We start from the raw sequence: 22,168 nt of genomic DNA, 5'->3' as shown, positions 1-22,168 counted from the left end.
AGGTGGATGAACGGAGTTCTGAGGTGGATGAATCCAGTTCCGAGGTGGATGAACGGAGTTCTGAGGTGGATGAATCCAGTTCCGAGGTGGATGAACGGAGTTCTGAGGTGGATGAATCCAGTTCCGAGGTGGATGAATCCAGTTCTGAGGTGGATGAATCCAGTTCCGAGGTGGATGAATCCAGTTCCGAGGTGGATGAATCCAGTTCCGAGGTGGATGAATCCTAACTCTCCCCTGCTCCCCAGCTCCCTTGCTCCCCACTCCCTCATCCCCCCTTATCCTTTTCCAAAATCTTTTCGGCTCTGGGTTTATAAATGAGATGAAATAAGGTTTCCATGTAGCGATCTCTGGCTTCGTTATTTTCAGGAGCAACAAAGTTCCAAAAACTAAACATTTTAGCAAGCAGTAGTAATTGATTGCTATGTAAATGCCAATTATATTTGTGATGAATTCGCTGACTCATCCATTCAGAAACTTCTTGCCAATGTTCAGGATGAGTATCGCATTGCTCAACGAAGTCTAAAATTTTCGTTGCTGTTCCTTCTAAGTCTGTAGGATTAACATTAAATTGGTTTTCTTTGTTCTCGATAATTTCTAAAGAACCGCCAAATTGAGTAGCAAAAGTTGGCAAGCCGGAAATCATCGCTTCCAAAATGCTCCGCCCGAAGGATTCAAAGAGGGCAAAATGGACATAAATTCCCTGAGAGTCTGCAACTACCCGGTAAGCTTCGGCGAGGTCGCAAGTCGGGATACGCATCCCTATCCAGCGAATATTACCATAGAGATGATATTGATCAATGATATCGTGAAGTTTTTGGATTTCTTCTGCTTCTTCTGGGTTTGTAGCTTCATGTGGATGCAGTTTCCCACTTAAGAGGATCAAATTACAATGCTCTTGCAACGGCTGACTTTGACCAAAACATTCAGCTAACCCAGTGAGATTTTTGATTGAAGTAACAGAAGCAGCAGCAAAGATTGGTCGCTTATTAAGGTTCTCTAAGTGACCTAATATTTGGGGATCTTTGCGGATAAAGAGTAAGTCGTGAATTTTGCTGCCAAGGTTAATATCTCGGTCTTCTTTGTGGCTATAGGGAAAGAAAATATTTTCATTTATTCCCGGTGGCACTAAGTTAAATTTAGGACTAAACAAATCAATGCCATCAACCACATGATACAACTGCGGCATTGTAAACCACTTGTACGACTCGTATTGACCTATGGTGTCGGGTGTGCCAACAATTTCTTGATAGGACGATGTAATGATGAAGTCTGCTGCATTCATGCTAATCAAATCGGCAGTGAATTGTGCTGAAAAGTGATATTGGTCTTCTAAATCTTGCCAATATAAATTGCTAAATAGATGTTTAGGTTTTTCCAAAGAATGGGCAATGTTGCACTGGGTAACTTTCATTCGGCGAGATAGGAGAAAGGCTACTAAGTTACCGTCACTGTAATTACCAACGAGCAGACTAGGTTTACCTTGGAATTGAGCTAGTAATTCTCTTTCTGCATCAAGCGCAAATTGTTCTAAATAAGGCCAAATTTCAAATTTAGAAATCCAATTATTGGTGATTTCTGGATTGAATTCACCAAAAGGAACGCGCAATATCCAAGCATTCTCAGTATCTTCAACTTTTTCTAAGCGGAGGTTACAAAACGTCCCTTCACAGTTAGGAATTAGTCGAGTCAGAATAATTACATGGGGCTTAATGCCTAGCTGGTCGAGTCCAGCGAGTTTGATTTGTTCGCGCAGTTCGTTTTCTAAACTGCGAGCTTGTTCAAGAACGTAGATAACTTGACCGAGTGTTTCATCTCTTCCCAAAACATCCTCCTGTCCCACCCAGCCGTGGATGGAGATGAGGACGACGCGAAAGACGGCGGGGACGCGGGCTACAAATGTTTCTAAGATGCCAGGTTCTGGGGAGTAAATGAGTCGGTCAAGGAGTTGTAAAGTTTCAGAGACTCGCGCTGCAGTGTTACCCCAACCCGGCTCAAAGCCGAGTTGTTGGAGGTCAAAGCTAAATTTTTCATAAGGTTCATCAGGCGATCGCTCACTCAGAAATTTCAGCGCTTGCTTAATTTGTTTGGCTAACTGAATACCGGAGGGAATGCGATCGCTCAACAATAGGCGAATACCATTGTATTGCAGCCCATGTAATGCTTGAAATAACATTTCTACCCAATATTGGGGGTCAGTCAACAATTGATTGCACAGGTAACGGTTGAGAAAGGCTAAACCTTGACCAATATTTCTAGCGTCGTCGATTCTTGGAGAACTCTCATAGAAGGGGTGGAGGTCGATTTCCAGGATATGGGGTTGATAGCGGTTGACTAGACGATCTCTCACATCTAACAGCGCTTGAGGCGTCATCTGCTCGAACCTGCTAAAATCGGCTGTCAGTTGCCAAACTTGTTGATTCGCAATCCTCGGTCGAATCACAAACCACGTACTTTCCTCTTCGAGAATTATTTCATGGGTGTATTGTATTAATTTGCCAACAGAAGAAGAGTAGTAAAAATAGGCTGGCTTTTGGGATTGATGACAGTAGTCGGCAAAAGCTTGCAAAATCTCATTTCTTAGGAAGTAATGCTTACCTGAACTACTCAACGTATAAATCAACTGATGTAGAGCAGTTTTTTCATCACTGTTGGAGAGAGCTTGAACTAGTTCATACATGATGACGAATCCCAGAAATTTAGCTAGGTAATAACCTCATTTTTCTTTCCAGTTTTCGGTTGTGCTGAGGTATATTCCCCAAATGATTATAAATTACTATAAAAATTTTCGCGTCTAGCTCTGGGATGAAAGACTGTGAGAACTTCAAAGGTATAGGATGAGAGACTGGAGGAAGATGGACACTTTATAATCTCAAATTATGAGTTGAGCATGAGACAAAAATACAATCTTATTTCAGAAAAAATCCGTATATTTTCTAATTTTCCCATCTCTACAAGTAATTTAAAAACTCAAATCCTAGTCTGATATCAAGCCTAAACTAATAATTTTTTGTAGTGCTTTTTCAAAGCCTATACCCTGTTTAAGAGCGATATGCAAAAATACTATCGCAGCTGAACGAATTGAATTATCACAATGTATCAAAGTCGGTTTAGGTAGTTCAGTGATGATCTGATATATCTGGAGCATACCTTGATGATTAATATCTTCAGATTTAGTTGGGAGATTAACATAATACAATCCCAAAAGCTCAGTCTTCTTCTGTTCATTAGCCAGCAAGCCTGTTTTATCAGGCATACACAGCTTGTTTTTATTGTGCCAACTTGCTTAACAGAGAATTATTGCGACGCTAGCAATGGTTATCTTATCTTTTCAAGCACCTCAGCCATCCATCTTATTGCTTACTTTAATAATCTCTTGCTTATAGCCCCCGATTAATTCGAGAGTTTTTAATGTTGAAAAATGAATTTGTAATTTTGATTTTATTGGGATGCAGCTAATAATGGTTTAGCTTTATGTAGCCTCAATCATCTTCCCAAGATTCATGATTCAGCAAATCGATAATTCTATCTCTGAGTAGAAATTCATTTTTTTCTAACTCAAGTTCAAAATTAACCCAGTCACGATGAGGAATATATTTACAAAGGGTATAAATTGGCTGCTGACGGTTAACAAGTCTCTTCTTAACAAGTTGAAGTGCTTCTTTCTTGATAACCTTGATGTCATATTTAACCATAGTATTCATAAGTCGTTCCTTTGTTTTCAATCAAGGAATTAAAACTCAAAACAATAGTTGCTTTGACTCTCCCTTAAACTTATCAAATAAAATTGGCGATAATTGTGAAGAATCAAGACATTAATAGTTGCTGGAAGTTAAATACAGGAGATTTAAACTTCTTTACGAACGCGAACAGCGTATTGGAGACAGAGGCTACGCCAACGTGAAATACAGAAAGACCCGACCACTTTCCCCTTTGTAAAGGTTGCCACTACGTTGGGTAGACTCACTTGTTCGCTCTTAGCCTTCCCGCTATGAAAGCAAGTGGGGTGAGGGTTGGGGAGGGGTGTAACTTGTATAGTTACAAATAGTAAAATACTCTTTATGGGTTTAAGTATACCCTCTTTAGATAGGTTCTTGCACAAGACATCTCCAAAAATTAAATAATATACATTATCTATAACCCTTGTAGAGACATAGCATCGCTACATCTTTCTACATTCTTTTTCAGCAGATGTTTAGGGCAAGAAGGCTGGCACAACAACCTGTAAACATCAAAAGAGAATGTAGATGTTCTCTGGGTGACTTGTCAGAAGGTAGGCTAGGGTAAAGAACATTCTCTAGAAAACTTATACTATGCTCCTGAATCTTGATAAAGTTCGTCAATATTTTCCGGCTCTAGCTGGTGAATGGACTTTTTTTGATAATGCTGGTGGGTCACAAACCTTGAAAAAAGTAGTAGATAGAATTAGCGAATTTCTCCTAAGCTCAGATGTCCAGTTAGGAGCTTCTTATGCTATTTCTGAACTGGCTGGAGAACGATTGGCTCTAGCAACTAGGGGAATGGCTACTTTCATTAATGCCAATTCTTCTAAAGAGGTGGTTATGGGCCCATCTACTACAATGATGTTGAAAGTTCTCTCAATGTGTCTGGGTCAAACCTTCACACCTGGTGATGAGGTTATTGTTACTAATTGTGACCATGAGGCTAATATTGGTGCTTGGGTCGCTCTTGAAAAACAAGGTATGAAGGTTAAAGTCTGGCAAGTTCGCCCAGATACTTTGGAACTTCATTTAGCAGACTTAGAACCATTGATCAGTCAGCGCACAAAACTGGTAGCCTTGACTCATGCTTCTAATATTCTGGGAACCATCAACCCAATCAAAGAAATAGCTGCATTTGTACACGATCGTAATGCAATGATTTGTGTAGATGGTGTAGCTTATGCACCCCATAGATTAGTTGATGTCCAAGATTTAGATGTTGATTTCTATACTTTGAGTTGTTATAAAGTTTACGGGCCACATCATGCCTTACTTTATGGTAAAGAAGAACATTTATTAAGATTGCCTGGTCTTAATCATTATTTTATTGAACAGACAGACATACCTTATAAATTTCAATTAGGGAATGTCAATTTTGAATTAAGTTATGGAATGTTAGGTGTATGTGATTATTTAAGTGAATTAGCACAACTGCACTACGGAAATGAAACTGCACCTGATTTGAGAAATCAAATGGTGCAAGCATTTGATTTAATTAGCATACATGAAGAAAAGATTAGCGATCGCCTCCTAAATTACCTCAGCAGTAAGCCGAATGTGCGAGTGATTGGTCAATCAAAGGCTGACCGTCAAACCCGTGTACCAACTATATCTTTTGTTGTCGATGGAATAAATAGCTCAACTATTCCGGTAAAAGTTGACCAACATTATATTGCGATTCGCTACGGAGACTTTTATGCTAAACGGCTGATTGAATACCTGGGGTTAGCCTCGCAAGGTGGAATAGTCCGGGTGAGTATGGTGCATTACAACACCCTTGAGGAAGTTAACAACTTGATTGAGGCTTTTGAGCAGATATTTTAAAATTGGGGATTGAAAAGAGGCAGAGGGGCAGGGAGCAGGGGGCAGGGAAAAACTATTCTCCCTTCCTCCCTGCTCCCTGCCTCCCCACTCTCCATTACCTATTACTAAGCTGCAAAACTTGCACCTCTTCTTGTGGAGAAATTAATGTTTTACCCACAGGTAGAACAGCTAAGGCATTGGTTTGAGCTAAATTAATTAAATTCCCAGAGCTGTGACTACCATCAGCTTTGTGGAATTCGTAAACTCCATCAACTAAATGCAATTTACCCCAAAGGTAAGTTTCCCGCTTGCCATTTGATCGCAATTCATCATGTGATCGCACTTTCAAAAATACTGCTTCCCAACCTTCAGTAATTCCCGAAAGTTTTTTGATTGCTGGTAGCACAAACCGCCAAAATGTCACCAACACAGCAGCAGGGTTTCCTGGTAAACCAAAATAGAGTGGGGAGATGCGATTAATTGCATCTGTACTGGGGAAAGTGGCGATGGTGAGGGGTTTTCCTGGACTAATTTCCACAGCCCGAATGTGGATTTTTGCTTTTAGTGACTCTAGAATTTTGTCAATATAGTCATAATCTCCCACTGAGACACCACCAGAAGAGAGAACTATATCAGCGATCGCAATGGCGTGGGTAATCACTTTCTCTAGAGCAACTGGATCATCTTTCACAATGCCCAAAATTAACGGTTCTGCACCACTTTGTCTCACCAAAGCTGCCAGTGCATACTGATTAGAATCCACAATTTGCCCGGGTTGCAATGGTTGCTCAACTGTCACCAACTCATCACCAGTGGAAAAAATTGCCACACGCGGACGGCGGTAAACACTTAATTGCGGACACTGTGCTGCTGCTAACACAGCAATTTCTGAAGCATTTAACTTAATTCCTGCTGGTAGTAGTTGTGTTCCAGCTTGATAAAAAGATGCTTTGTGTCTGACAAATCCTTGTGGTTTTGGCGCATCCAGGATAAATACGCGGTTTTCCTCGTGGCGTGTCTTCTCTTGCATAACTACAGTATCTGCACCTGCTGGGATCACCGCACCTGTAAAAATTCGTGCGGCTTGCCCTGGTTGAATCGTAGACTTGGGCTGATACCCAGCCGGAATCTCTTCAACAATTTCTAAAATAGCTGGTTGCTCGGTGCTAGAGTGCTGTACATCTTCGTAGCGAACTGCGTAGCCATCCATTGCTGAATTATCCCAATGGGGAAAATCTAGCGGACTGGTGACAGGTGTTGCCAAAATGCGACTATCTGCTGTCAATAAATCTACAACTTCTGTATCCCGTTGACGATCCAACGGCTGCACCAAATTTAAAATAATTGCTTGTGCATCGCTGACTGATAACATAGCGATCGCCTCCAACTTTTCTTTTATTCTTGGGTTGCTTTATCTAGATTTCTATGAGCGGTAAATCCCAAGCTACACACTGCTAGCAAACCGATAATTATGCTTCCTTCGGGGATTTTGGATACCTGAACCGAATTGTTGCTTAAATCCAGTATTTGCTTTTTGCCTGCTGTATCTCTTTTGTAAAAACCAAATTCTTTAGCTACAACTTCATCACTCGAATCTTCATCGATGAGTGCAAGATTATTATTAAGCCATGTGTCGCCAGGAAACTCATCATCCTTACCAACATCAAATGGGCCAAAGATTTTCTCTTTAGTGCTATCAAAGTTGAATCTCAAATAGCCGTAATTAGATATCCTACTAACCACTGGGGTGAAACTATTGATGAGATTACTCAAGGGATCAAAAAAGGAAATTGAGAGAGATTGCAAGTTCTTCGTAGCTCCCAAGCCTGTTTCAGAAATGACGCTAGGAGCAGTTGTTGTATCGTAGTTAAATGAACCTTTAGCTGAATAACCAGTGTCTCCTTTCCAGTTAAAGTTGAACTCAGCACCATAAGCTAGGTTATTGGTGGTTATGGCGATCGCTAACGCTAAAGTAGTAGTCTTCACCAGACTCATAGCTGTTTTAGCAAACAGATGTGTCATAAATACAACCTCCTAATTAATTAAAATTAAGTTTCTATAACAATACAATATTTTCCAAAAACAGACAGAATGAAAGCACTGATTTCTGGCTTAAGCTCTTTCCAGCTCTCTCCAAGACCTAGAGAGGACTGATCCTGCTGACTTCGCAAAAATAAACGTGAGCATAAGTCCTACTAACAAATCCGGCAAAGATGATTTTGTTATAAACACCAATCCAGCCGCCACAAGTACAGATGTGTTGGCGATAATGTCGTTACGAGAACAAAGCCATACAGAAGACATATTGAGGTTATCGTTCTTATGCCTTGTCAAAAGATAAAGACAGAACAAGTTGGCACAAAGAGCAATCAATCCAACTGTACTCATGATTTGAAAGTCAGGGTTTGTGTTAAAAAACACCTGATGAGTAGCCCTGGCAAATACCACTACAGCAGACAAAAACATAATAGCTCCTTTAAGTATGGCGGATTTTGCCTGTGATTTTGCTCCCTTATTGATTACGTAAAGACTGCTTCCATAGGCGATCGCATCTCCTAGCATATCCAGAGAGTCCCCCGTCAGAGAAAGGGATTTGGAGTGAATGCCAGACAGAAGTTCTACAACGAACATTACTGTGTTTACACCCAGAACAATCCACAAAACCTTGCTCTGGCGTTTGGTCGTTTTTTCAAGTTCAGATGATTTCTTTTGGCAGCAGTGGTCAGACATTATTTAGTTCCTTAGTCACTTATTCATTCCAACATTCAAAAGAATATCATAATGATTAAATAAAAAAAGAGACTACTGAACAATCTTTTGCAACACAAGATCCAAAATCTCACCTACGAATTGATCTTGCAGTGAGTAATAGACGAGTTTCCCATCATTCCTATACTTAAGTACTTTGAGATCGCGGAGCTTCCGCAAATGGTGTGATGCCACAGAGACTTGTACACCAAGAACCTCCGCAATATCACAGACACACAATTCCTGGCGATCTTTCAAGGCATAGAGTATCTTCAGCCGAGATTTGTCAGCAAGAGCAGTAAACAGTATTTTAGCTTCTTCAAAGGCGTCGTCCATCGGCATTGCGTCGCGGACGTGAACTACTAACTCGTCATTGAAACAGCGCACTTGACAAATGTCATCCGGTTTCAGTTTCGGCACAAGAACTTCCTACAAATCATCTAAAAGCCAGTCTAGCAGTGATTTAGGGTGGTTACTGCATACTTCAATTGCAATCAAAGTTATAGCCCTCACCTTAATATAAAAAACAGGAGCGATCGCTATTTCCCAACCCCTAAATAAAAATACTTGTTTTGTATGACAATCGAACGAGTTCCCCAAAAACACTATCCCAAGGCTGAGATTGGGCGACGAGGTATGGCATTGGGACTTGATTTCCTTGGTGTCTGGTTAGTCAGTTCCCTACTGGGAGGCAGCGATATCGGGATTCAATTTGTTGAAATCTTAGTTTTCGTAATACTTTGGCTGGTTTTGCGGGTGCTGTTGGTATACAACAATCAAGGGCAAAGTTTAGGACGTTGGGCGTTCGATTTAAAAGTGTTGTCAGTCGAAGATGGAGAAGTAGTGGGCAGAATTCCAGATTTGCTTTCACTACTGAAGCGAGAAGCAATAATCGGCTTGGGTGCTTTGTTAGTGTCAATTGCCCTGAGCAATATTAGAGCCAATCCCACTGCTATACTGCTAGTAATTCCCCTAGCAATTGATTGCGGGACTGCTTTCTCTGATACCCAGATGCGGCAGGCTTTACATGATCGCTATTGTGGAACTTTCATCGTTTCGTCGCGTCGTGGCTACTCGCTCGATATAAAAATTAAAAGATTAGTTGAAAATCTGCGCCGAAATGTGAGAAGATAGTCATTTGTGTTAATTCTCTTCAGGCTTCACTGTTTGTAAGATTATGGCTAAGAGTAAAGGTGCCCGCATTATTATCACACTAGAGTGTACTGAGTGCCGGACAAATTCAGATAAGCGTTCTGCTGGTGTTTCACGTTATACCAGTACCAAGAATCGCCGCAACACCACTAACAGGCTAGAACTGAAAAAGTTCTGCACCCACTGCAACAAACATACCGTTCACAAGGAAATTAAGTAAAAAAGATGAGTTATTTCCGTCGTCGCCTTTCTCCGATCAAGCCAGGAGAACCAATCGATTATAAAGATGTTGATTTATTGCGTAAGTTTGTCACTGAGCGGGGAAAGATACTGCCACGTCGGATTACCGGGCTTACGTCTCAGCAACAGCGAGAGTTGACACTAGCAATTAAACGTTCGCGGATTGTGGCTTTGTTGCCATTTATCAATGCGGAAGGCTAAAAAGAGTGATGAGTTATGAGTGATGAGTGATGAGTTAAGAATCAAAACTTTTAACTCCTAACTCCTAACTTAAAACTATTTAAACTGTTCACCAAATTAGAGTGCGAGAGTTGTGGAGAAGGGGACGCTAGTTGAATTTAGGGTTCAAGGCGATCGCCGTCTGGGCATCGTAGAACGTCCAGACGGAAAAACCCGCTGGTTTGTGGTAGACGAACGTGGTCAATCCCACAGCCTCGCGCCTAGACAAATAACCTATACAGTTACCGGACAGACTTACAAGGCTTCTGAGATTGCCAGCTTTTTGAAGCAGATCGAGCCTTATTTAGACCCATCTAGTTTAGAAGTGGCTTGGGAATTACTGGTTGAAGATGGAGAAACAGTTACCCCAGACCAAATGGCGAATCTGCTATTTTCAGAATCAGCTGCACCTCCTTGTTACGCCGCCTATTGCTTGTTATCAGACGACAAACTTTATTTCAAGCAAAAAGGAGACGCTTACGAGCCGAGAACTGCTGCTCAAGTGGCAGAACGCAAGCACCAACTGGAAGTAGAGGCACTAAAAGCTAAAGGACAGCAGGAATTTTTAACTCGCGTAGAGCAGGCGCTCAAAGGTGAAGTAGTAGAGTGGCAGCGCCATGATCGCCAGCGCTTAGAAGGACTAGAAAAATATGCAGCGTTAATAGCTGACACCGTGCGGACAGGGGTTAATTATGACTCCTTGGCTCGTGCTTATCCGCCCAGCGCTCCAGTATTAGAAACTATGACCATGCTGGGACGGCCCACAACACCCCAAGGAGCCTTTCAACTATTGGTAGATTTGGGTTGCTGGAGTCCTTATGAAAACTTGTTCCTGCGTCGTTCTTCAATTCCAATTCAATTTCCTCATAAGGTATTAGAAGTGGCGCAACAGCGTTTGGATTTCCCGCCGATTGACTCAGATACAAACCGCCTTGATCTGACTCACCTGAAGGTTTACACCATTGATGATGAAACTACTACAGAGATCGACGATGGTCTAAGTTGGGAAGTACTGCCCGATGGACGGGAACGCTTGTGGGTGCATATCGCCGATCCTACTAGATGGTTAGTACCGGAAGATGAATTAGATTTGGAAGCCAGAAAGCGCGGTAGTACAGTCTATTTACCGACGGGAATGATTCCCATGTTTCCAGAAGTGTTGGCAACTGGGCCAATGAGTCTGATCCAGGGAAAGGTTTGTTGCGCTCTCAGTTTCGGGATTATTTTAGGTATAACTGGGGTAGTAGAAGATTACAGCATTCATACCAGCTTGATTAAGCCGACTTATCGCCTCACCTACGAAGATGTAGATGAAATGCTGCAATTACGAGTACAAGCAGAACCGGAAATTGCTGCGATCGCAACTTGGGCACGGAGGCGCAAAGCTTGGCGTTACGCTCAAGGGGCAATTAGCATCACCATGCCCGAAGCGACGATCAAAGTCAAAGGTGAGGAGATCCACATTGATATTTTGGATGATTCCCCATCGCGGCAACTGGTAGCAGAAATGATGATTGTTGCCGGTGAAGTTGCGGCTCGTTATGGTAAAACTCATAACATACCTTTGCCCTTTCGTGGTCAACCGCAACCAGAATTACCTCCAGATGAGGAATTGCTTCTACTTCCAGCCGGATTCGTTCGCGCTTGCGCCATGCGTCGTTGTATGCCCAAGAGTGAAATGAGCATTACGCCTTTGCGTCATGCTGGTTTAGGCTTGGATACTTACACCCAAGCAACTTCTCCCATCCGTCGCTACAGTGACTTACTCACGCACTTTCAAATTAAAGCTCATTTGCGGGGTGAAGTTCTGCCATTTTCTGCAGATCAGCTTAAAGAAGTTATGATGACTGTCACCAGCATCACCCAAGAGGTGACGATGGTGGAACGACAAACTAATAGATATTATGCTCTAGAGTATTTACGCCGTCATCCAGAAGAAACTTGGGATGTGACAGTGTTGATGTGGCTGCGAGAAGACAGCAACTTAGCCCTAATTTTGTTAGAAGATTTGGGCTTGCAGTTACCAATGGCTTTCAAACGTTCTGTGAACTTAGGTGAACAGATAGTGGTGAAAGTTAGCCACGCCGATCCACAAAAAGATATGATCCAGTTCCAAGAAATAATTTATCAAGAAGCCCAAACAGCGGCGAATTAACTAATTTGTCAATTGAAACTGCAATCAAGAGTGGTGCTACGACTGTTAGTATTCCTGATAGCTTAGGTTTGGCATCGTCAGAAGAGTTTTTGCAACTTCTGCAAATGATTTTTAATCGAGTACTAAATATTGATCGAGTTGTTGTTTCAGTACACTGTCATGATGATTTGGGTATGGCGGTAGATATATTCACTCATTACTTTAAGTTGTGGCGTGAGGCAAATTGAATGTGCAATTAATGGTTTGGGTGCGAGAAAAGGTAACGCAGATTTCAGTCAAGTTGTAATAGAGGTTTTAAAACAGGGAAATTATCAAATTGATATTGACACCTCATTAATTAATAGAGTCTCAGATTTAGTTAACGAAATAACTGGAATTAAAAACAAAGAAGAAACCTAAAATATTATCAATACAGGTTCAGCTAAACTGAGGTCAGTAGGTATGGCTAAAGCGATCGACTGCGAAAGGACTCAAGTCGATCGAGACTGGTTTGTTAAGCACCAAATCGGCAGCGATCGCACCAGAGTAGGGTCCTACTTGCAGCCCATACCCACCATGCCCAGTAGCAAAATACACATTCTCAAAGCCAGGTACTTGCCCAATAAAAGGTTCAGTATCCTGGCTCTGCGGACGAAAACCGATACGCACATCCTGTACAGTGGCAGACTCTAGTCCGATCGCCATTCGCAGCCCCTCGTTGATAATCTCCCGCATCCCGCCCATAGTCACACGATAGTCATAGCCGACATTATCGCGTGTTGCACCCACTACTATACGATCACTCGGAAAAGTCAGGATGTAGTGTGTAAATCCCATAACAATAGACCATCCTCCAGTCTCGGTCTTGGGAACAACTAAATGGGCGATTTGGCCACGCTGTGGATACACTGGCATCGTTATACCGAGTTGCTTGGCTAGCATGGCTGACCAAGCGCCAGCAGCAATAATTACTGCTTCGGCAGCTATAGTCTGGCCTTCCACCATGACAGATGTCACTTTTCCTTTATCAACCACCAACTCAGCACGACCATGAACTAGAGATCCACCGCGCCGACCAATTGCCCGTTCCAGTGCGCTACAGAGTAGTTGACCGTCAACACGAGCAGCTTCAGGAATATGAATCGCAGCCTTAACTGGGCTGAGGGCTGGAAAGAAGGATCTAGCAGTGTCGGAATCGACTATTTTGGCATCTCCGATGTGATTAAATCCAGCTGTCCGGCGTTCCTGGATTTGTTCCAGTAACTTCGACATTTGGGACGCCTCTTCGTCGGTAGTAGCAACATGAAGTGCCCCCACCTTCTCATACCCAGTATGGTATTCACCGTCCTCAGCCAGACTTGCAATCAACTTGGGGTAATAAGCGTGGGCTTCCTTTAAAAGCGGCAGAATCGGATCGCTAGACGGGAACCGATTGCCCGGTGATAAAATTCCTGCGCCTGCCGTCGTAGCTTTGCCTTCATCAGCCTGATCAACCAGGACTACTGGCACGCCATAACGCGTTAGTTGGTACGCAGCGCTCATACCCACAAGTCCACCACCGATTACGACTACCACCTTGAAGTCCTTCTGCAATGGGATATTGTTTGATTTGGAAGTTCTTAACTTACTACTGCTTCAGCTTTTTCCTCTGCTTTTTCTTTCACTAGTACATAAGGCGTTTCTGCACCTTGTGCCAAATACTCAGCTAGCTGACTTTCAATTTGATCGCGGACAATTTGGCGATACTCCAGAAAATGCTCGTTGTGGGCGCAAGCAGAAATGTAATGTTCAATCACTCCAGGGTTACGCTTGAGAATGCTGAACAAATGATGCCAGAATTTCCAGCGGGTTTCCCGTTTGATTCCTTGTCGCCAAATTACAATCAGCAACGCTTTTACAACTACCCACTCTGGCATTTTTGCTGGGGCTTTCCAACTTGGCAAACCCATCATCAAGAAACAGCGATAGGTGCGATCTAAATACTGTACTGGGTCATATAAAGTACAGAACGCTTCAATATATTCTCGTGCAAGTTCTTCCAAGGGACGAGTGGGTAGGAAGTTCATCAATGTTGTTTGGTTGATGTTACCATCTTGATTTTCCCGTAATCGTCCTTCCTTTTTCAGGCGATGCCAAAGCGCAGTATTAGGTAACGCTTGTAACATGGCAAAGGTAGTTGAGGGAATTGCTGCTTGTTCAGCAAAGCGGACAATGCGATCGCCTGCGCCTGCTTTTTCGCCATCAAACCCAATAATAAACCCAGCCATTGGGCGCAATCCCGCTTTGATGATGGTTTCCACTGCCTCAGTTAGAGAACTGCGAGTATTTTGAAACTTCTTAGTCATTTGCAAACTATCCTCATCCGGCGTTTCGATTCCCAAAAACACCGCCGAGAAACCAGACTCAACCATCAACTCCAACATTTCTGAGTCTTGTGCTAAGTCAATTGAAGCTTCAGTGTCAAATCGGAAGGGATATTTGTGTTCTGCCATCCAAACTTTTAACTCTTTGAGCAACAATTTTACATTTCGCTTGTTGCCAATAAAGTTGTCATCCACCATGAACACACCCCGTCGCCAACCCAATTCATAGAGGCAATCTAACTCTGCTAAAAGTTGGGCTGGGGTTTTGGTGCGTGGTTTGCGCCCGTAGAGAACAATAATGTCGCAAAATTCGCACTGGAAGGGACACCCACGCGAAAACTGTACCGACATCATGTCATAAGCGTTCAATTCTAATAAATCAAAGCGGGGTATTGGTGTGCTTGTGACATCAGGTTTTTCTGTGGCGCGGAAAGTCCCAGAAGTGTCTCCCCTTTTTATTGCCTCAATAAACATAGGTAGCGTGATTTCCCCTTCATCCAGAATCAGAAAATCTGCACCAACATTTTCCACTTCGTGAGGTACAGAAGTGGGGTAGGGGCCGCCAACTGCGACTAGCTTGCCACGTTTTTTTGCTTCCCGGATTTGCTCAAGTAAATCTTGTTTCTGGACAATCATCGCAGAGAGAATTACTATATCTGCCCATGCCCATTCTGCTTCTGTTGCGGGGCGGATGTTGCGATCGACCAGTTTGAATTCCCATTCTTGGGGCAAAATTGCGGCTACTGTTACTAAACCCAGAGGTGGTAATAAAACCTTGCGATCGACTAACTCCAAGATTTTTTCATAAGACCAAAAGGTTTTGGGAAATATTGGATACACTAACAAGATTCGCATGTAGTATCAATCCTCACACTTTGATTGTTATCCCACTCTAACGAAAATAAAGAGTTATTGACTTTTTATTAAAGTTGTTTTATTTTACCATTGATATTTTTAACTCAAATCAAGGGACTGGGGAGCAGAGAGGAAAGAGGTAATTTTCCATTCTTCACCCATACTCAATGACTCTAGTCGCTAATGAAGGAAACCCCAGAGGCTCTCTACAAGATTAGGATAGTTTTCTGCTAATTTTTTACAAACGTTGTCAAAAGGCACAGATTATAATCAATTTTTAGCCTTTTCAACACCGCTAATTTTCAAAACATCACTCATGGTTGCACAATAATTTGGCAAGCCGAAACTATTGGGATTGATGAATTTTTCGTATGTAAAATGCCGATAGTTCATGCAAAACCGATCCCAAGCGGCCATCCGAATGCGGAACAGAACAATAATCAAATTAGCTAATGCTATAGATATGGGAATGCGAAAGTAAATCTTTTTTCCCAGATAAGCACAAACTTGTTTCACTGCTTGATTAGCAGTTAATGCTGCTTGACCTAAAACAAGCCGACGTGGTTGATCATTTTTGGCAGGATGATCAATTAAATATCGCACGACAGTGGCAATATCTCGTCCGTGGATAAAGTGAAAACTGCCATCTGCTTCCAAAAAGCGAATCAAATTAATATATTTCGTAACTTCTGGAATGCCAGATGTAAGGTGAGAATAGGGTTTATTGGCATCACCACCTAATACTAAAGTCGGAAATACTGTGGTAATTTTGGGTGCGATCGCTAATTTTTCTTTTTTCTCTAAGCACTCATATTTAGAACGGATGTAATCTGTCCCAATTTCCCCGGCTTCTTTTAATGGTTGATTGTAGCGATCCAAAACGCTAGCTGTCGAAAAATAAATCACCTGTTGGCAACGTTCTGGATCTAGCAGTTCGAGCAACTCTATAGTCTTGACGACATTAATATCAAATGTCTCATCACCACCCCAAGCTGTGGCTGTGAGTACCGCCATATCAATTGTAGATAGCAAATCGGCAAACTGGCGAATATTTTGCATATCACCTTGTAAAACGTTGATGCCTGAACGTGCCTTGGTATCAACTTGCAATTTGCTTGGGTTCCTAACTAGTAGATACAGTTCGTGATCTGTTTCTTTAATTAAGGCTTCTGTTAAATAATGACCTATACAACCACTTGCACCAGTCACTAAAATCCGTTTCTGGCTCATAGAGAATTTATCAAAAGTTAGGAGTTAAAACTAAAGAGTTAAGAATCAAGTTAAAAGTTCCAAATCAGGAGTTAAAAATAAAGTTAGCAGAGAGAAGTGAGGAGTTAAAAATAACTTTGCACTTCGCGACTGATAACTCCTAACTGATAACTCCTAACTGATAACTCATAACTCATAACTCCTAACTCTTAACTCCTGCAAGATTCAATTCCTTTGCTGTCTCAAAGAAGAAAGCGACATTTTCTTCTGGAGTTTCTGGTAAGACACCGTGACCGAGATTGAGAATGTGACCCCAATTGCCAGCTTTGCGAACGGTATCAAGAATGCGATCGCGGATAAACTGTTTAGAGCCGAATAGCACACCTGGGTCAAGATTTCCTTGAACTTTAACTTGTTTGCCCAATCTGGCTCGTGCGTCTGCCATATCCACTGCCCAGTCTACACTGACAATATCAGCGCCAGATTGTCCCATTCTTTCCAACACACCTGCACTACCGCTAACGAGCAGAATCAAAGGTGTATCAGGATGGGTTTGCTTGACTTGTTGGAAAACTCTCTGCTGATAGGGGAGAGCAAAGGTGTCATAATCTTGAGGACTCAATTGACCCGCCCAAGAATCGAACATTTGCACAACTTGAGCGCCAGAGTCAATTTGGTAGCGGGCATAGATGGCGATCGCATCTGCTAATTTAGTTAACAATTGATGCAATATCGTCGGATCTGAGAATGCCATGTTTTTGATGATGGAGTAGGTTTTAGAACCTTTTCCCTCAACTGCATAAGCTGCTAGCGTCCACGGCGCACCTACAAAGCCCAACACCGTTGATTTATCGCCTACTTCCGAACGCAGCGCTTGCAAAATTGTTTTGATAAATGGTAGAGCTGCTTCTGGTTCTAAAGGATGCAAACTATCAATTTGTTCTTGAGTGCGGAGGGGTGAGTGAATAATTGGCCCTTTACCTTCGGCAATATCCATCTCAATGCCCAAACCAGGTAATGGGGTGACAATATCAGAAAATAAAATTACTCCGTCTGGTTGGAAGGCTTTCCAGGGTTGCAAGGAAACTTCAATTGCTACTTCTGGAATTTCGGAGCGATCGCGAAACGAAGGATACTTATCTCTTAAGTCTCGATATGCTTTCATATATCGTCCTGCTTGTCGCATCATCCATACAGGGGGACGATCTACTACTTCACCACGAGCAGCCCGTAAGAGATGAGGAGTTGTTAAAGAAACACCCATTTATTACTTCATCCTATTTATGCCACTGTTTAGCTTATCATTCTGGGATTACGCTTTTCCAGCAGGTTTTTAAGAAAAGGTGAGTACAGGGCACAATAGTAATATTTTATAATATTTTAAATATTTTGGATATGAGCGCTCGGTTGGCTTGACTACAGTATTAATGCCAGCAAGCGCTACAAATTATTCTTTTTTTGGCTTATCTGATGCAATCATCGCTTTGATTCCTACGTAGAAATGCACCTCTGGCTTATACATCAAGGGAACGCATGAAGAAAACTGCATGACAAATAACAAATGTGTCTCTACGCTTGACGTAGAGACACATCCTTAAGGGTTATTCAATCGGTATGGCGATCAATTTATCCTTTCACTGTCGCTTTATGTTGTGAGCGTTTGAAAAGTGAAGTCATACCACAAGCACCTATTGCTAACACACCTAACATCGCACTAGGTTCGGGAACGCTCTCGGCTAGTCTATAGGCGTGGTTATCTGTTTCAAACGCAATACCATTTGAGCGCATCACAACTCGGTCAAATGTTTCTCCTGTATCAGCTACAAGATTGACAAAGAGATTAGATTGAAGGCTAGTCTGGTTCCCGTCTGCTGTAGCATTTGGTACATTTGTACCATTAAAGGTCTTTAACAGCTGATTACCTTTGTAAATATCAACATAGTTGTAATCATCCAATGAACCTGCATAAAAACCGAAGTAATTAACAGCTTTTTTGAAGGCAATATTGACAAAACCACTATCGCCTGCAACATTACTACCTGAGGGAGAAATTGTTAGAAATTTGGTATTATCCCCATAAGGTGAGGCGTATTGACCAGATACACTACCTTGAACAATGTTAGAAGTAATATTAGAGTAAGTAACAAATCCATTAGGATCGTTTGCTGTGCCATCATCAAAGGTGACAGTTTTGGCATCAGCGTAGCTAGAAAACGGCCCACTGTTGACTTGCAGAGTTACGGCGCTAGCTGGATTCGCACTCATGACTACAGCAGTTATTCCGAGTAAAGCCAAAGAGATTTTTTGTAGCATTCTAATAATAAACCTTGAAAAACACAAAGAGAATTAAGACTGAAATTTTCTTGAAACCTAGCTATGAAAGGCTGATTTCATTACTCCAACAAATTAGAAGAAAATCACAAAGATTGTTAGGTCTTTATATATGAATGTTGTTGGGTAAAACAAGCTCGAAGATGTAAGTTTCTCTTGATGCTTTGTAATCCTATTTTGATTTTTATAACTCGCAAAAGATACAGTGTATATACTAAAATTTCTTTAAAGATTAAGTGAAGGTTCTTGTGCAATTTTAGTGGGCAGAACAAACGCATCTAAATTACTCTCGATCGCAACCAAGGTTAAGAACCAACAAAAAATCACCATTTATCGTTTGATTTAGTTTCCTAGACTCAAAGCCATGTCTACGATGGGCTACTCCTAAATCTTTAGCAAGAAGAATAGGTTAATAAAATTCTATTGAGAATAGACTGTTATTATTGACATATATTCTCACCTTGGGGAAATGGCGAGTGGTGAGTGGGGAATAGAAAATAGGGACTGGTGATTGAGAAATAGGGTAAAACAAGAATCAATATTTAATTGAGGATTGGGCATTGGGCATTAATTGTTCTCCCTCTGCTCCCCTATCTCCGTGATCTCACTATTCCCTCACTCCCCTAACTTCTTATGCAAACTGACTCCAATAATCCTGATCATCTTGCATCTACTAATAACGAGCCTAATCTAGGAAAGTTTTTGATTCCGCGATCGCAGCGACAGAAGTTCTTTATGCAGTTTACCTTAATGACCCTCATCGGATGGGTTGTGGGTGGCATTGCTAGTATCGCTTTAGAGAAAATTATTTTCCACAGTATCTCATCTAACGTTGCTATCCAACCACAAACATGGAGCATTTTGGTTAGAAGTCTTAGTAACATTGTATTTGCCGTGATTTTCGCTGCTGACCAAGCTCTTGTGCTTTACCGATATTTACCGGGTTGGCAGTGGCTATTTGCTACTAGTGTAGGTTGGTTGATTGCCAACGGCGTTTCTACAGCCTGGATTAACTACATTTCAACCATTGCCTCATCATCTTCTGAAGATACTTTGATTTTTGGATTTTTGTCTGCGATCGCATATATAATTTCTGGAATTTGGCTAGGGATTTGCCAATGGCTGGTATTGAGGCGATATACAGCAGGCATTTGGTGGTGGAATTTTTTACCCTCAATCTCTTTTTTCTGGATCACTATTTTGGTTTGGTTGCTTTTTATTATGCAAAATTTGATTCCAGAAACCTACCGTACTCCCATACTATATTGGAGTGGACAAGGACTGACAGCAGCGATTCTAGGAGCCATACCAGCAATTGGTTTGTGTACATTGAAAAGAAATTTACATCCCAAAATTGGAATTTCTTCCTGAATTTTATCGATATATTCCATAATCTTAATATTTATGACTCGCCCGCGCATTCTCCAACTTGGTCAAAGTTATACATTTAGTAAGTATTTTGAATTACCCTATGCCCCAGCAGATATCTTGGCGGAACTGGGATGTAGTTACGAACGCGCATTGCTACAACTACCACAATATTCTGGTGTCATTGACTATTTAGAATTTTTACAGCGTTACTTACGGCGCAATATCATGCGCGTAAATCCTATCAGTGAAGCTGCAAAACGTGAAGTTTTAATTGCTCCTATTTTGTTAGAAATTTGCGACCAAACGCAAACTCAACTAAACATTGAGTACCCCATTAATGTTAGTGAACAACTCAAAGGAAGTTTTGATTACTATATTTCATCTTCCAATTCACTGTTAGTAGTTGAAGCCAAGCAATCCGATTTAAGCCGGGGGTTTACTCAACTTGCAATTGAATTGATAGCACTTGACCAATGGACAGATTCTCAAACACCAACATTGTATGGTGCTGTAACAAATGGAGAAGATTGGCGATTTGGGATATTTTATCGTCAAGATAAACGGGTAATGCAAGATATCAAACTTTATCGTGTTCCCGAAGGTTTGGAAGAATTAGTGCGAGTGCTTGTAGGAATTCTTACTAATGCTAGTAGTTAATCATGCCACTGCACCTTAGAGGATACCAGGAGCTACCCAGCCCCATTTATTTACTATCCCAAATAGTTTCTAAACGCTCTTGTGCTATTTTGAGAGCTTTTTCGGGAGACTCACCCAGCAATGTAGCCTCGATAGCTCGACCAAGACTATCAGAAAGGCGGCTATATCCAGCAATAATCGGTCGAGCGCCAGCCAGAGGAATTTGTTCCATAAATACTTTTAACCAAGGTTTTTGGTTGATGAATTGCTGATAAGCTTCACTTTGAGTAGCTTTAAGATTAACTGGTAAAAAACCGGTGCCGAGACTCCATTCTTTTTGGAATTCTTCACTCAAAACATATTTTAAAAACTTGAGTGCAGCTTGCTCTCTGGCTAGTGTAGTCTTCATCACATAAAGATTTCCGCCACCTGTCACCGTAGCTTGACCAACATTTGCAGGTATGGGAAATGCGTCGTAATCAACTTTAGATTTAGTGATATAACTCCAAGGTCCCGTAATTTGCATAGCAACGCGACCGGCTATAAAAGCATCCTCTTCATAACCCCGCTCTGGAGAAGAAAGCATGGCTGAACCATCTTTTAATAGCTCTTGCCAGAATTGTAAGGCTTTCAGCGCTCCAGCGTTTGTTAAATCTGGTCGATTATTTTTCAGTACTTCTCCCCCAGCGCTCAGTAAAAAAGGAAACCAGCTAAAAACAGTCCATTCTCCCTTCCCTAAAGGCAGTGTAATTCCGTACTGCTCTGGTCGGTTGTCGCCATTGCGGTCTATGGTTAATTTTTTGGCAACTTCCCTCAATTCTTCCCAAGTCTTGGGCATTTGCGTAATTCCCGCAGCTTGGAAAAGCTTAGGTCTATAAAAAATGCCTATATTGCTTGTGTACAACGGGGCTGACCAAAGATGACCATCTAATTGCAATTCCTCAAGTAGGTTAGGGCTGATTTCTGACTTTATGGGTAATTTGTCTAACCAATCTTCTAAAGGTATAACTGCCCCTAAATCTACCAACTGACCTGTAATTTGCGGGTAGAATGCCAAGATATCTGGAGGCACATTACCCACAACCGCAGTTAATATTTTTGGCAATTGGGGTTGAGCTAAAAAGACAGATTCTACCTTGATATCAGAATGAGTCTGATTAAATTTGTCTACCAGTTTTTCAAACACATCCCGATTAGCCGGGGGATTGATTGCTTGCCACAAGGTCAAATGAATTACTCCATCATCCCTCTGTGCTATTCCCTGACAACCAGATAACAATATAAGAAACGAACTTAGAACAATCCCTAAAAGTAACATCTGCCAAACAGAAGTAATGACCCGACGAGAATAATGGCTTATTTGGGATAGAAAAAGGATAATCTTCATG

At 41.7% G+C, this 22,168-nt stretch carries 23 protein-coding genes; 9 read left to right on the top strand and 14 right to left on the bottom strand.

Going from position 1 to position 22,168, the window contains the following annotated elements:
• From V7K60_RS26375 to V7K60_RS26360, 4 genes are all read right to left on the bottom strand, one after another.
• The coding region (locus tag V7K60_RS26375) for a hypothetical protein (RefSeq protein WP_334929848.1) at positions 1–261 on the bottom strand (261 nt) is incomplete at its 3' end.
• A 4-nt stretch (positions 262–265) separates the two neighbouring features.
• A complete protein-coding gene (locus V7K60_RS26370; protein WP_334929846.1) occupies positions 266–2,677 on the bottom strand; it encodes a sucrose synthase in 2,412 nt (803 codons plus the stop codon).
• Positions 2,678–2,974: 297 nt separating this feature from the next.
• Positions 2,975–3,253: a hypothetical protein gene (locus V7K60_RS26365; protein ID WP_334929844.1), complete on the bottom strand. Its 279-nt coding sequence runs from the start codon at positions 3,251–3,253 to the stop codon at positions 2,975–2,977.
• Positions 3,254–3,479: 226 nt separating this feature from the next.
• Positions 3,480–3,701, bottom strand: a complete 222-nt coding sequence (locus V7K60_RS26360; protein ID WP_334929842.1) for a DUF4327 family protein — start codon at positions 3,699–3,701, stop codon at positions 3,480–3,482.
• 609 nt (positions 3,702–4,310) lie between these two features.
• Between V7K60_RS26360 and V7K60_RS26355 the strand changes: the two genes are divergently transcribed.
• Complete coding sequence (locus V7K60_RS26355; RefSeq protein WP_334929840.1) at positions 4,311–5,543, top strand: cysteine desulfurase-like protein; 1,233 nt, start codon at positions 4,311–4,313, stop codon at positions 5,541–5,543.
• Between the two features lie 94 nt (positions 5,544–5,637).
• On the opposite strand, the gene V7K60_RS26350 is transcribed toward V7K60_RS26355, so the two are convergent.
• From V7K60_RS26350 to V7K60_RS26335, 4 genes are all read right to left on the bottom strand, one after another.
• A complete protein-coding gene (locus tag V7K60_RS26350) occupies positions 5,638–6,894 on the bottom strand; it encodes a molybdopterin molybdotransferase MoeA (RefSeq protein ID WP_334929838.1) in 1,257 nt (418 codons plus the stop codon).
• 23 nt (positions 6,895–6,917) lie between these two features.
• Entirely contained in the window at positions 6,918–7,544 is a 627-nt protein-coding gene (locus V7K60_RS26345) for a hypothetical protein (RefSeq protein WP_334929837.1), read from the bottom strand.
• A 90-nt stretch (positions 7,545–7,634) separates the two neighbouring features.
• The gene (locus V7K60_RS26340) at positions 7,635–8,252 is read right to left on the bottom strand and encodes a cation transporter (protein ID WP_334929835.1); all 618 of its coding nucleotides are present in this window, start codon (positions 8,250–8,252) and stop codon (positions 7,635–7,637) included.
• Between the two features lie 72 nt (positions 8,253–8,324).
• Complete coding sequence (locus tag V7K60_RS26335) at positions 8,325–8,690, bottom strand: ArsR/SmtB family transcription factor (protein ID WP_334929833.1); 366 nt, start codon at positions 8,688–8,690, stop codon at positions 8,325–8,327.
• A gap of 156 nt (positions 8,691–8,846) precedes the next feature.
• Here V7K60_RS26335 and V7K60_RS26330 point away from each other — a divergent pair, with 156 nt between their 5' ends.
• The 6 genes from V7K60_RS26330 to V7K60_RS26305 all read left to right on the top strand — a co-directional run bounded on the left by V7K60_RS26330 (position 8,847) and on the right by V7K60_RS26305 (position 12,435).
• The gene (locus tag V7K60_RS26330) at positions 8,847–9,404 is read left to right on the top strand and encodes an RDD family protein (RefSeq protein WP_334929831.1); all 558 of its coding nucleotides are present in this window, start codon (positions 8,847–8,849) and stop codon (positions 9,402–9,404) included.
• Between the two features lie 43 nt (positions 9,405–9,447).
• Positions 9,448–9,642: a 50S ribosomal protein L33 gene (gene rpmG / locus V7K60_RS26325; RefSeq protein WP_012411241.1), complete on the top strand. Its 195-nt coding sequence runs from the start codon at positions 9,448–9,450 to the stop codon at positions 9,640–9,642.
• Positions 9,643–9,647: 5 nt separating this feature from the next.
• Positions 9,648–9,863 carry a 30S ribosomal protein S18 gene (rpsR, locus tag V7K60_RS26320; protein WP_012411240.1) on the top strand — a complete coding sequence of 72 codons (216 nt, stop codon included), beginning with the start codon at positions 9,648–9,650 and terminating at the stop codon, positions 9,861–9,863.
• 112 nt (positions 9,864–9,975) lie between these two features.
• Positions 9,976–12,036, top strand: a complete 2,061-nt coding sequence (locus V7K60_RS26315; protein WP_334929829.1) for a ribonuclease catalytic domain-containing protein — start codon at positions 9,976–9,978, stop codon at positions 12,034–12,036.
• 5 nt (positions 12,037–12,041) lie between these two features.
• Entirely contained in the window at positions 12,042–12,263 is a 222-nt protein-coding gene (locus tag V7K60_RS26310) for a hypothetical protein (RefSeq protein ID WP_334929828.1), read from the top strand.
• Positions 12,250–12,435 carry a hypothetical protein gene (locus V7K60_RS26305; protein WP_334929826.1) on the top strand — a complete coding sequence of 62 codons (186 nt, stop codon included), beginning with the start codon at positions 12,250–12,252 and terminating at the stop codon, positions 12,433–12,435. The genes V7K60_RS26310 and V7K60_RS26305 overlap by 14 nt, the downstream gene beginning before the upstream one ends.
• A gap of 33 nt (positions 12,436–12,468) precedes the next feature.
• On the opposite strand, the gene V7K60_RS26300 is transcribed toward V7K60_RS26305, so the two are convergent.
• The 5 genes from V7K60_RS26300 to V7K60_RS26280 all read right to left on the bottom strand — a co-directional run bounded on the left by V7K60_RS26300 (position 12,469) and on the right by V7K60_RS26280 (position 18,755).
• Positions 12,469–13,590 (bottom strand): NAD(P)/FAD-dependent oxidoreductase, encoded by a 1,122-nt coding sequence (locus V7K60_RS26300; RefSeq protein ID WP_334929824.1) that lies wholly within the window; start codon positions 13,588–13,590, stop codon positions 12,469–12,471.
• Positions 13,591–13,634: 44 nt separating this feature from the next.
• Positions 13,635–15,233 (bottom strand): B12-binding domain-containing radical SAM protein, encoded by a 1,599-nt coding sequence (locus tag V7K60_RS26295; RefSeq protein ID WP_334929822.1) that lies wholly within the window; start codon positions 15,231–15,233, stop codon positions 13,635–13,637.
• A 270-nt stretch (positions 15,234–15,503) separates the two neighbouring features.
• The gene (locus V7K60_RS26290; RefSeq protein ID WP_334929820.1) at positions 15,504–16,463 is read right to left on the bottom strand and encodes an NAD-dependent epimerase/dehydratase family protein; all 960 of its coding nucleotides are present in this window, start codon (positions 16,461–16,463) and stop codon (positions 15,504–15,506) included.
• A 181-nt stretch (positions 16,464–16,644) separates the two neighbouring features.
• Entirely contained in the window at positions 16,645–17,706 is a 1,062-nt protein-coding gene (hemE, locus tag V7K60_RS26285; RefSeq protein ID WP_334929818.1) for a uroporphyrinogen decarboxylase, read from the bottom strand.
• A gap of 362 nt (positions 17,707–18,068) precedes the next feature.
• Positions 18,069–18,755, bottom strand: a complete 687-nt coding sequence (locus V7K60_RS26280) for a PEP-CTERM sorting domain-containing protein (protein WP_334929816.1) — start codon at positions 18,753–18,755, stop codon at positions 18,069–18,071.
• Between the two features lie 651 nt (positions 18,756–19,406).
• Between V7K60_RS26280 and V7K60_RS26275 the strand changes: the two genes are divergently transcribed.
• Positions 19,407–20,144 (top strand): hypothetical protein, encoded by a 738-nt coding sequence (locus V7K60_RS26275; protein ID WP_334929814.1) that lies wholly within the window; start codon positions 19,407–19,409, stop codon positions 20,142–20,144.
• Positions 20,145–20,177: 33 nt separating this feature from the next.
• Positions 20,178–20,801, top strand: a complete 624-nt coding sequence (locus V7K60_RS26270) for a hypothetical protein (protein WP_334929812.1) — start codon at positions 20,178–20,180, stop codon at positions 20,799–20,801.
• Positions 20,802–20,847: 46 nt separating this feature from the next.
• On the opposite strand, the gene V7K60_RS26265 is transcribed toward V7K60_RS26270, so the two are convergent.
• Positions 20,848–22,167, bottom strand: a complete 1,320-nt coding sequence (locus tag V7K60_RS26265; RefSeq protein WP_334929810.1) for an ABC transporter substrate-binding protein — start codon at positions 22,165–22,167, stop codon at positions 20,848–20,850.
• Position 22,168: the final 1 nt, after the last annotated feature.

Source organism: Nostoc sp., from assembly GCF_036917555.1.
Lineage (GTDB): Bacteria > Cyanobacteriota > Cyanobacteriia > Cyanobacteriales > Nostocaceae > Nostoc.
This window is presented reverse-complemented; position numbering and strand designations above follow the sequence as displayed.

Coding starts and splice junctions, on each gene's coding strand:
- V7K60_RS26370 (WP_334929846.1), bottom strand. CDS start 2,677: ATGTATGAACTAGTTCAAGCTCTCTCCAACAGTGATGAAAAAACTGCT.
- V7K60_RS26365 (WP_334929844.1), bottom strand. CDS start 3,253: ATGCCTGATAAAACAGGCTTGCTGGCTAATGAACAGAAGAAGACTGAG.
- V7K60_RS26360 (WP_334929842.1), bottom strand. CDS start 3,701: ATGAATACTATGGTTAAATATGACATCAAGGTTATCAAGAAAGAAGCA.
- V7K60_RS26355 (WP_334929840.1), top strand. CDS start 4,311: ATGCTCCTGAATCTTGATAAAGTTCGTCAATATTTTCCGGCTCTAGCT.
- V7K60_RS26350 (WP_334929838.1), bottom strand. CDS start 6,894: ATGTTATCAGTCAGCGATGCACAAGCAATTATTTTAAATTTGGTGCAG.
- V7K60_RS26345 (WP_334929837.1), bottom strand. CDS start 7,544: ATGACACATCTGTTTGCTAAAACAGCTATGAGTCTGGTGAAGACTACT.
- V7K60_RS26340 (WP_334929835.1), bottom strand. CDS start 8,252: ATGTCTGACCACTGCTGCCAAAAGAAATCATCTGAACTTGAAAAAACG.
- V7K60_RS26330 (WP_334929831.1), top strand. CDS start 8,847: ATGACAATCGAACGAGTTCCCCAAAAACACTATCCCAAGGCTGAGATT.
- rpmG (WP_012411241.1), top strand. CDS start 9,448: ATGGCTAAGAGTAAAGGTGCCCGCATTATTATCACACTAGAGTGTACT.
- rpsR (WP_012411240.1), top strand. CDS start 9,648: ATGAGTTATTTCCGTCGTCGCCTTTCTCCGATCAAGCCAGGAGAACCA.
- V7K60_RS26295 (WP_334929822.1), bottom strand. CDS start 15,233: ATGCGAATCTTGTTAGTGTATCCAATATTTCCCAAAACCTTTTGGTCT.
- V7K60_RS26290 (WP_334929820.1), bottom strand. CDS start 16,463: ATGAGCCAGAAACGGATTTTAGTGACTGGTGCAAGTGGTTGTATAGGT.
- hemE (WP_334929818.1), bottom strand. CDS start 17,706: ATGGGTGTTTCTTTAACAACTCCTCATCTCTTACGGGCTGCTCGTGGT.
- V7K60_RS26280 (WP_334929816.1), bottom strand. CDS start 18,755: ATGCTACAAAAAATCTCTTTGGCTTTACTCGGAATAACTGCTGTAGTC.
- V7K60_RS26275 (WP_334929814.1), top strand. CDS start 19,407: ATGCAAACTGACTCCAATAATCCTGATCATCTTGCATCTACTAATAAC.
- V7K60_RS26270 (WP_334929812.1), top strand. CDS start 20,178: ATGACTCGCCCGCGCATTCTCCAACTTGGTCAAAGTTATACATTTAGT.
- V7K60_RS26265 (WP_334929810.1), bottom strand. CDS start 22,167: ATGAAGATTATCCTTTTTCTATCCCAAATAAGCCATTATTCTCGTCGG.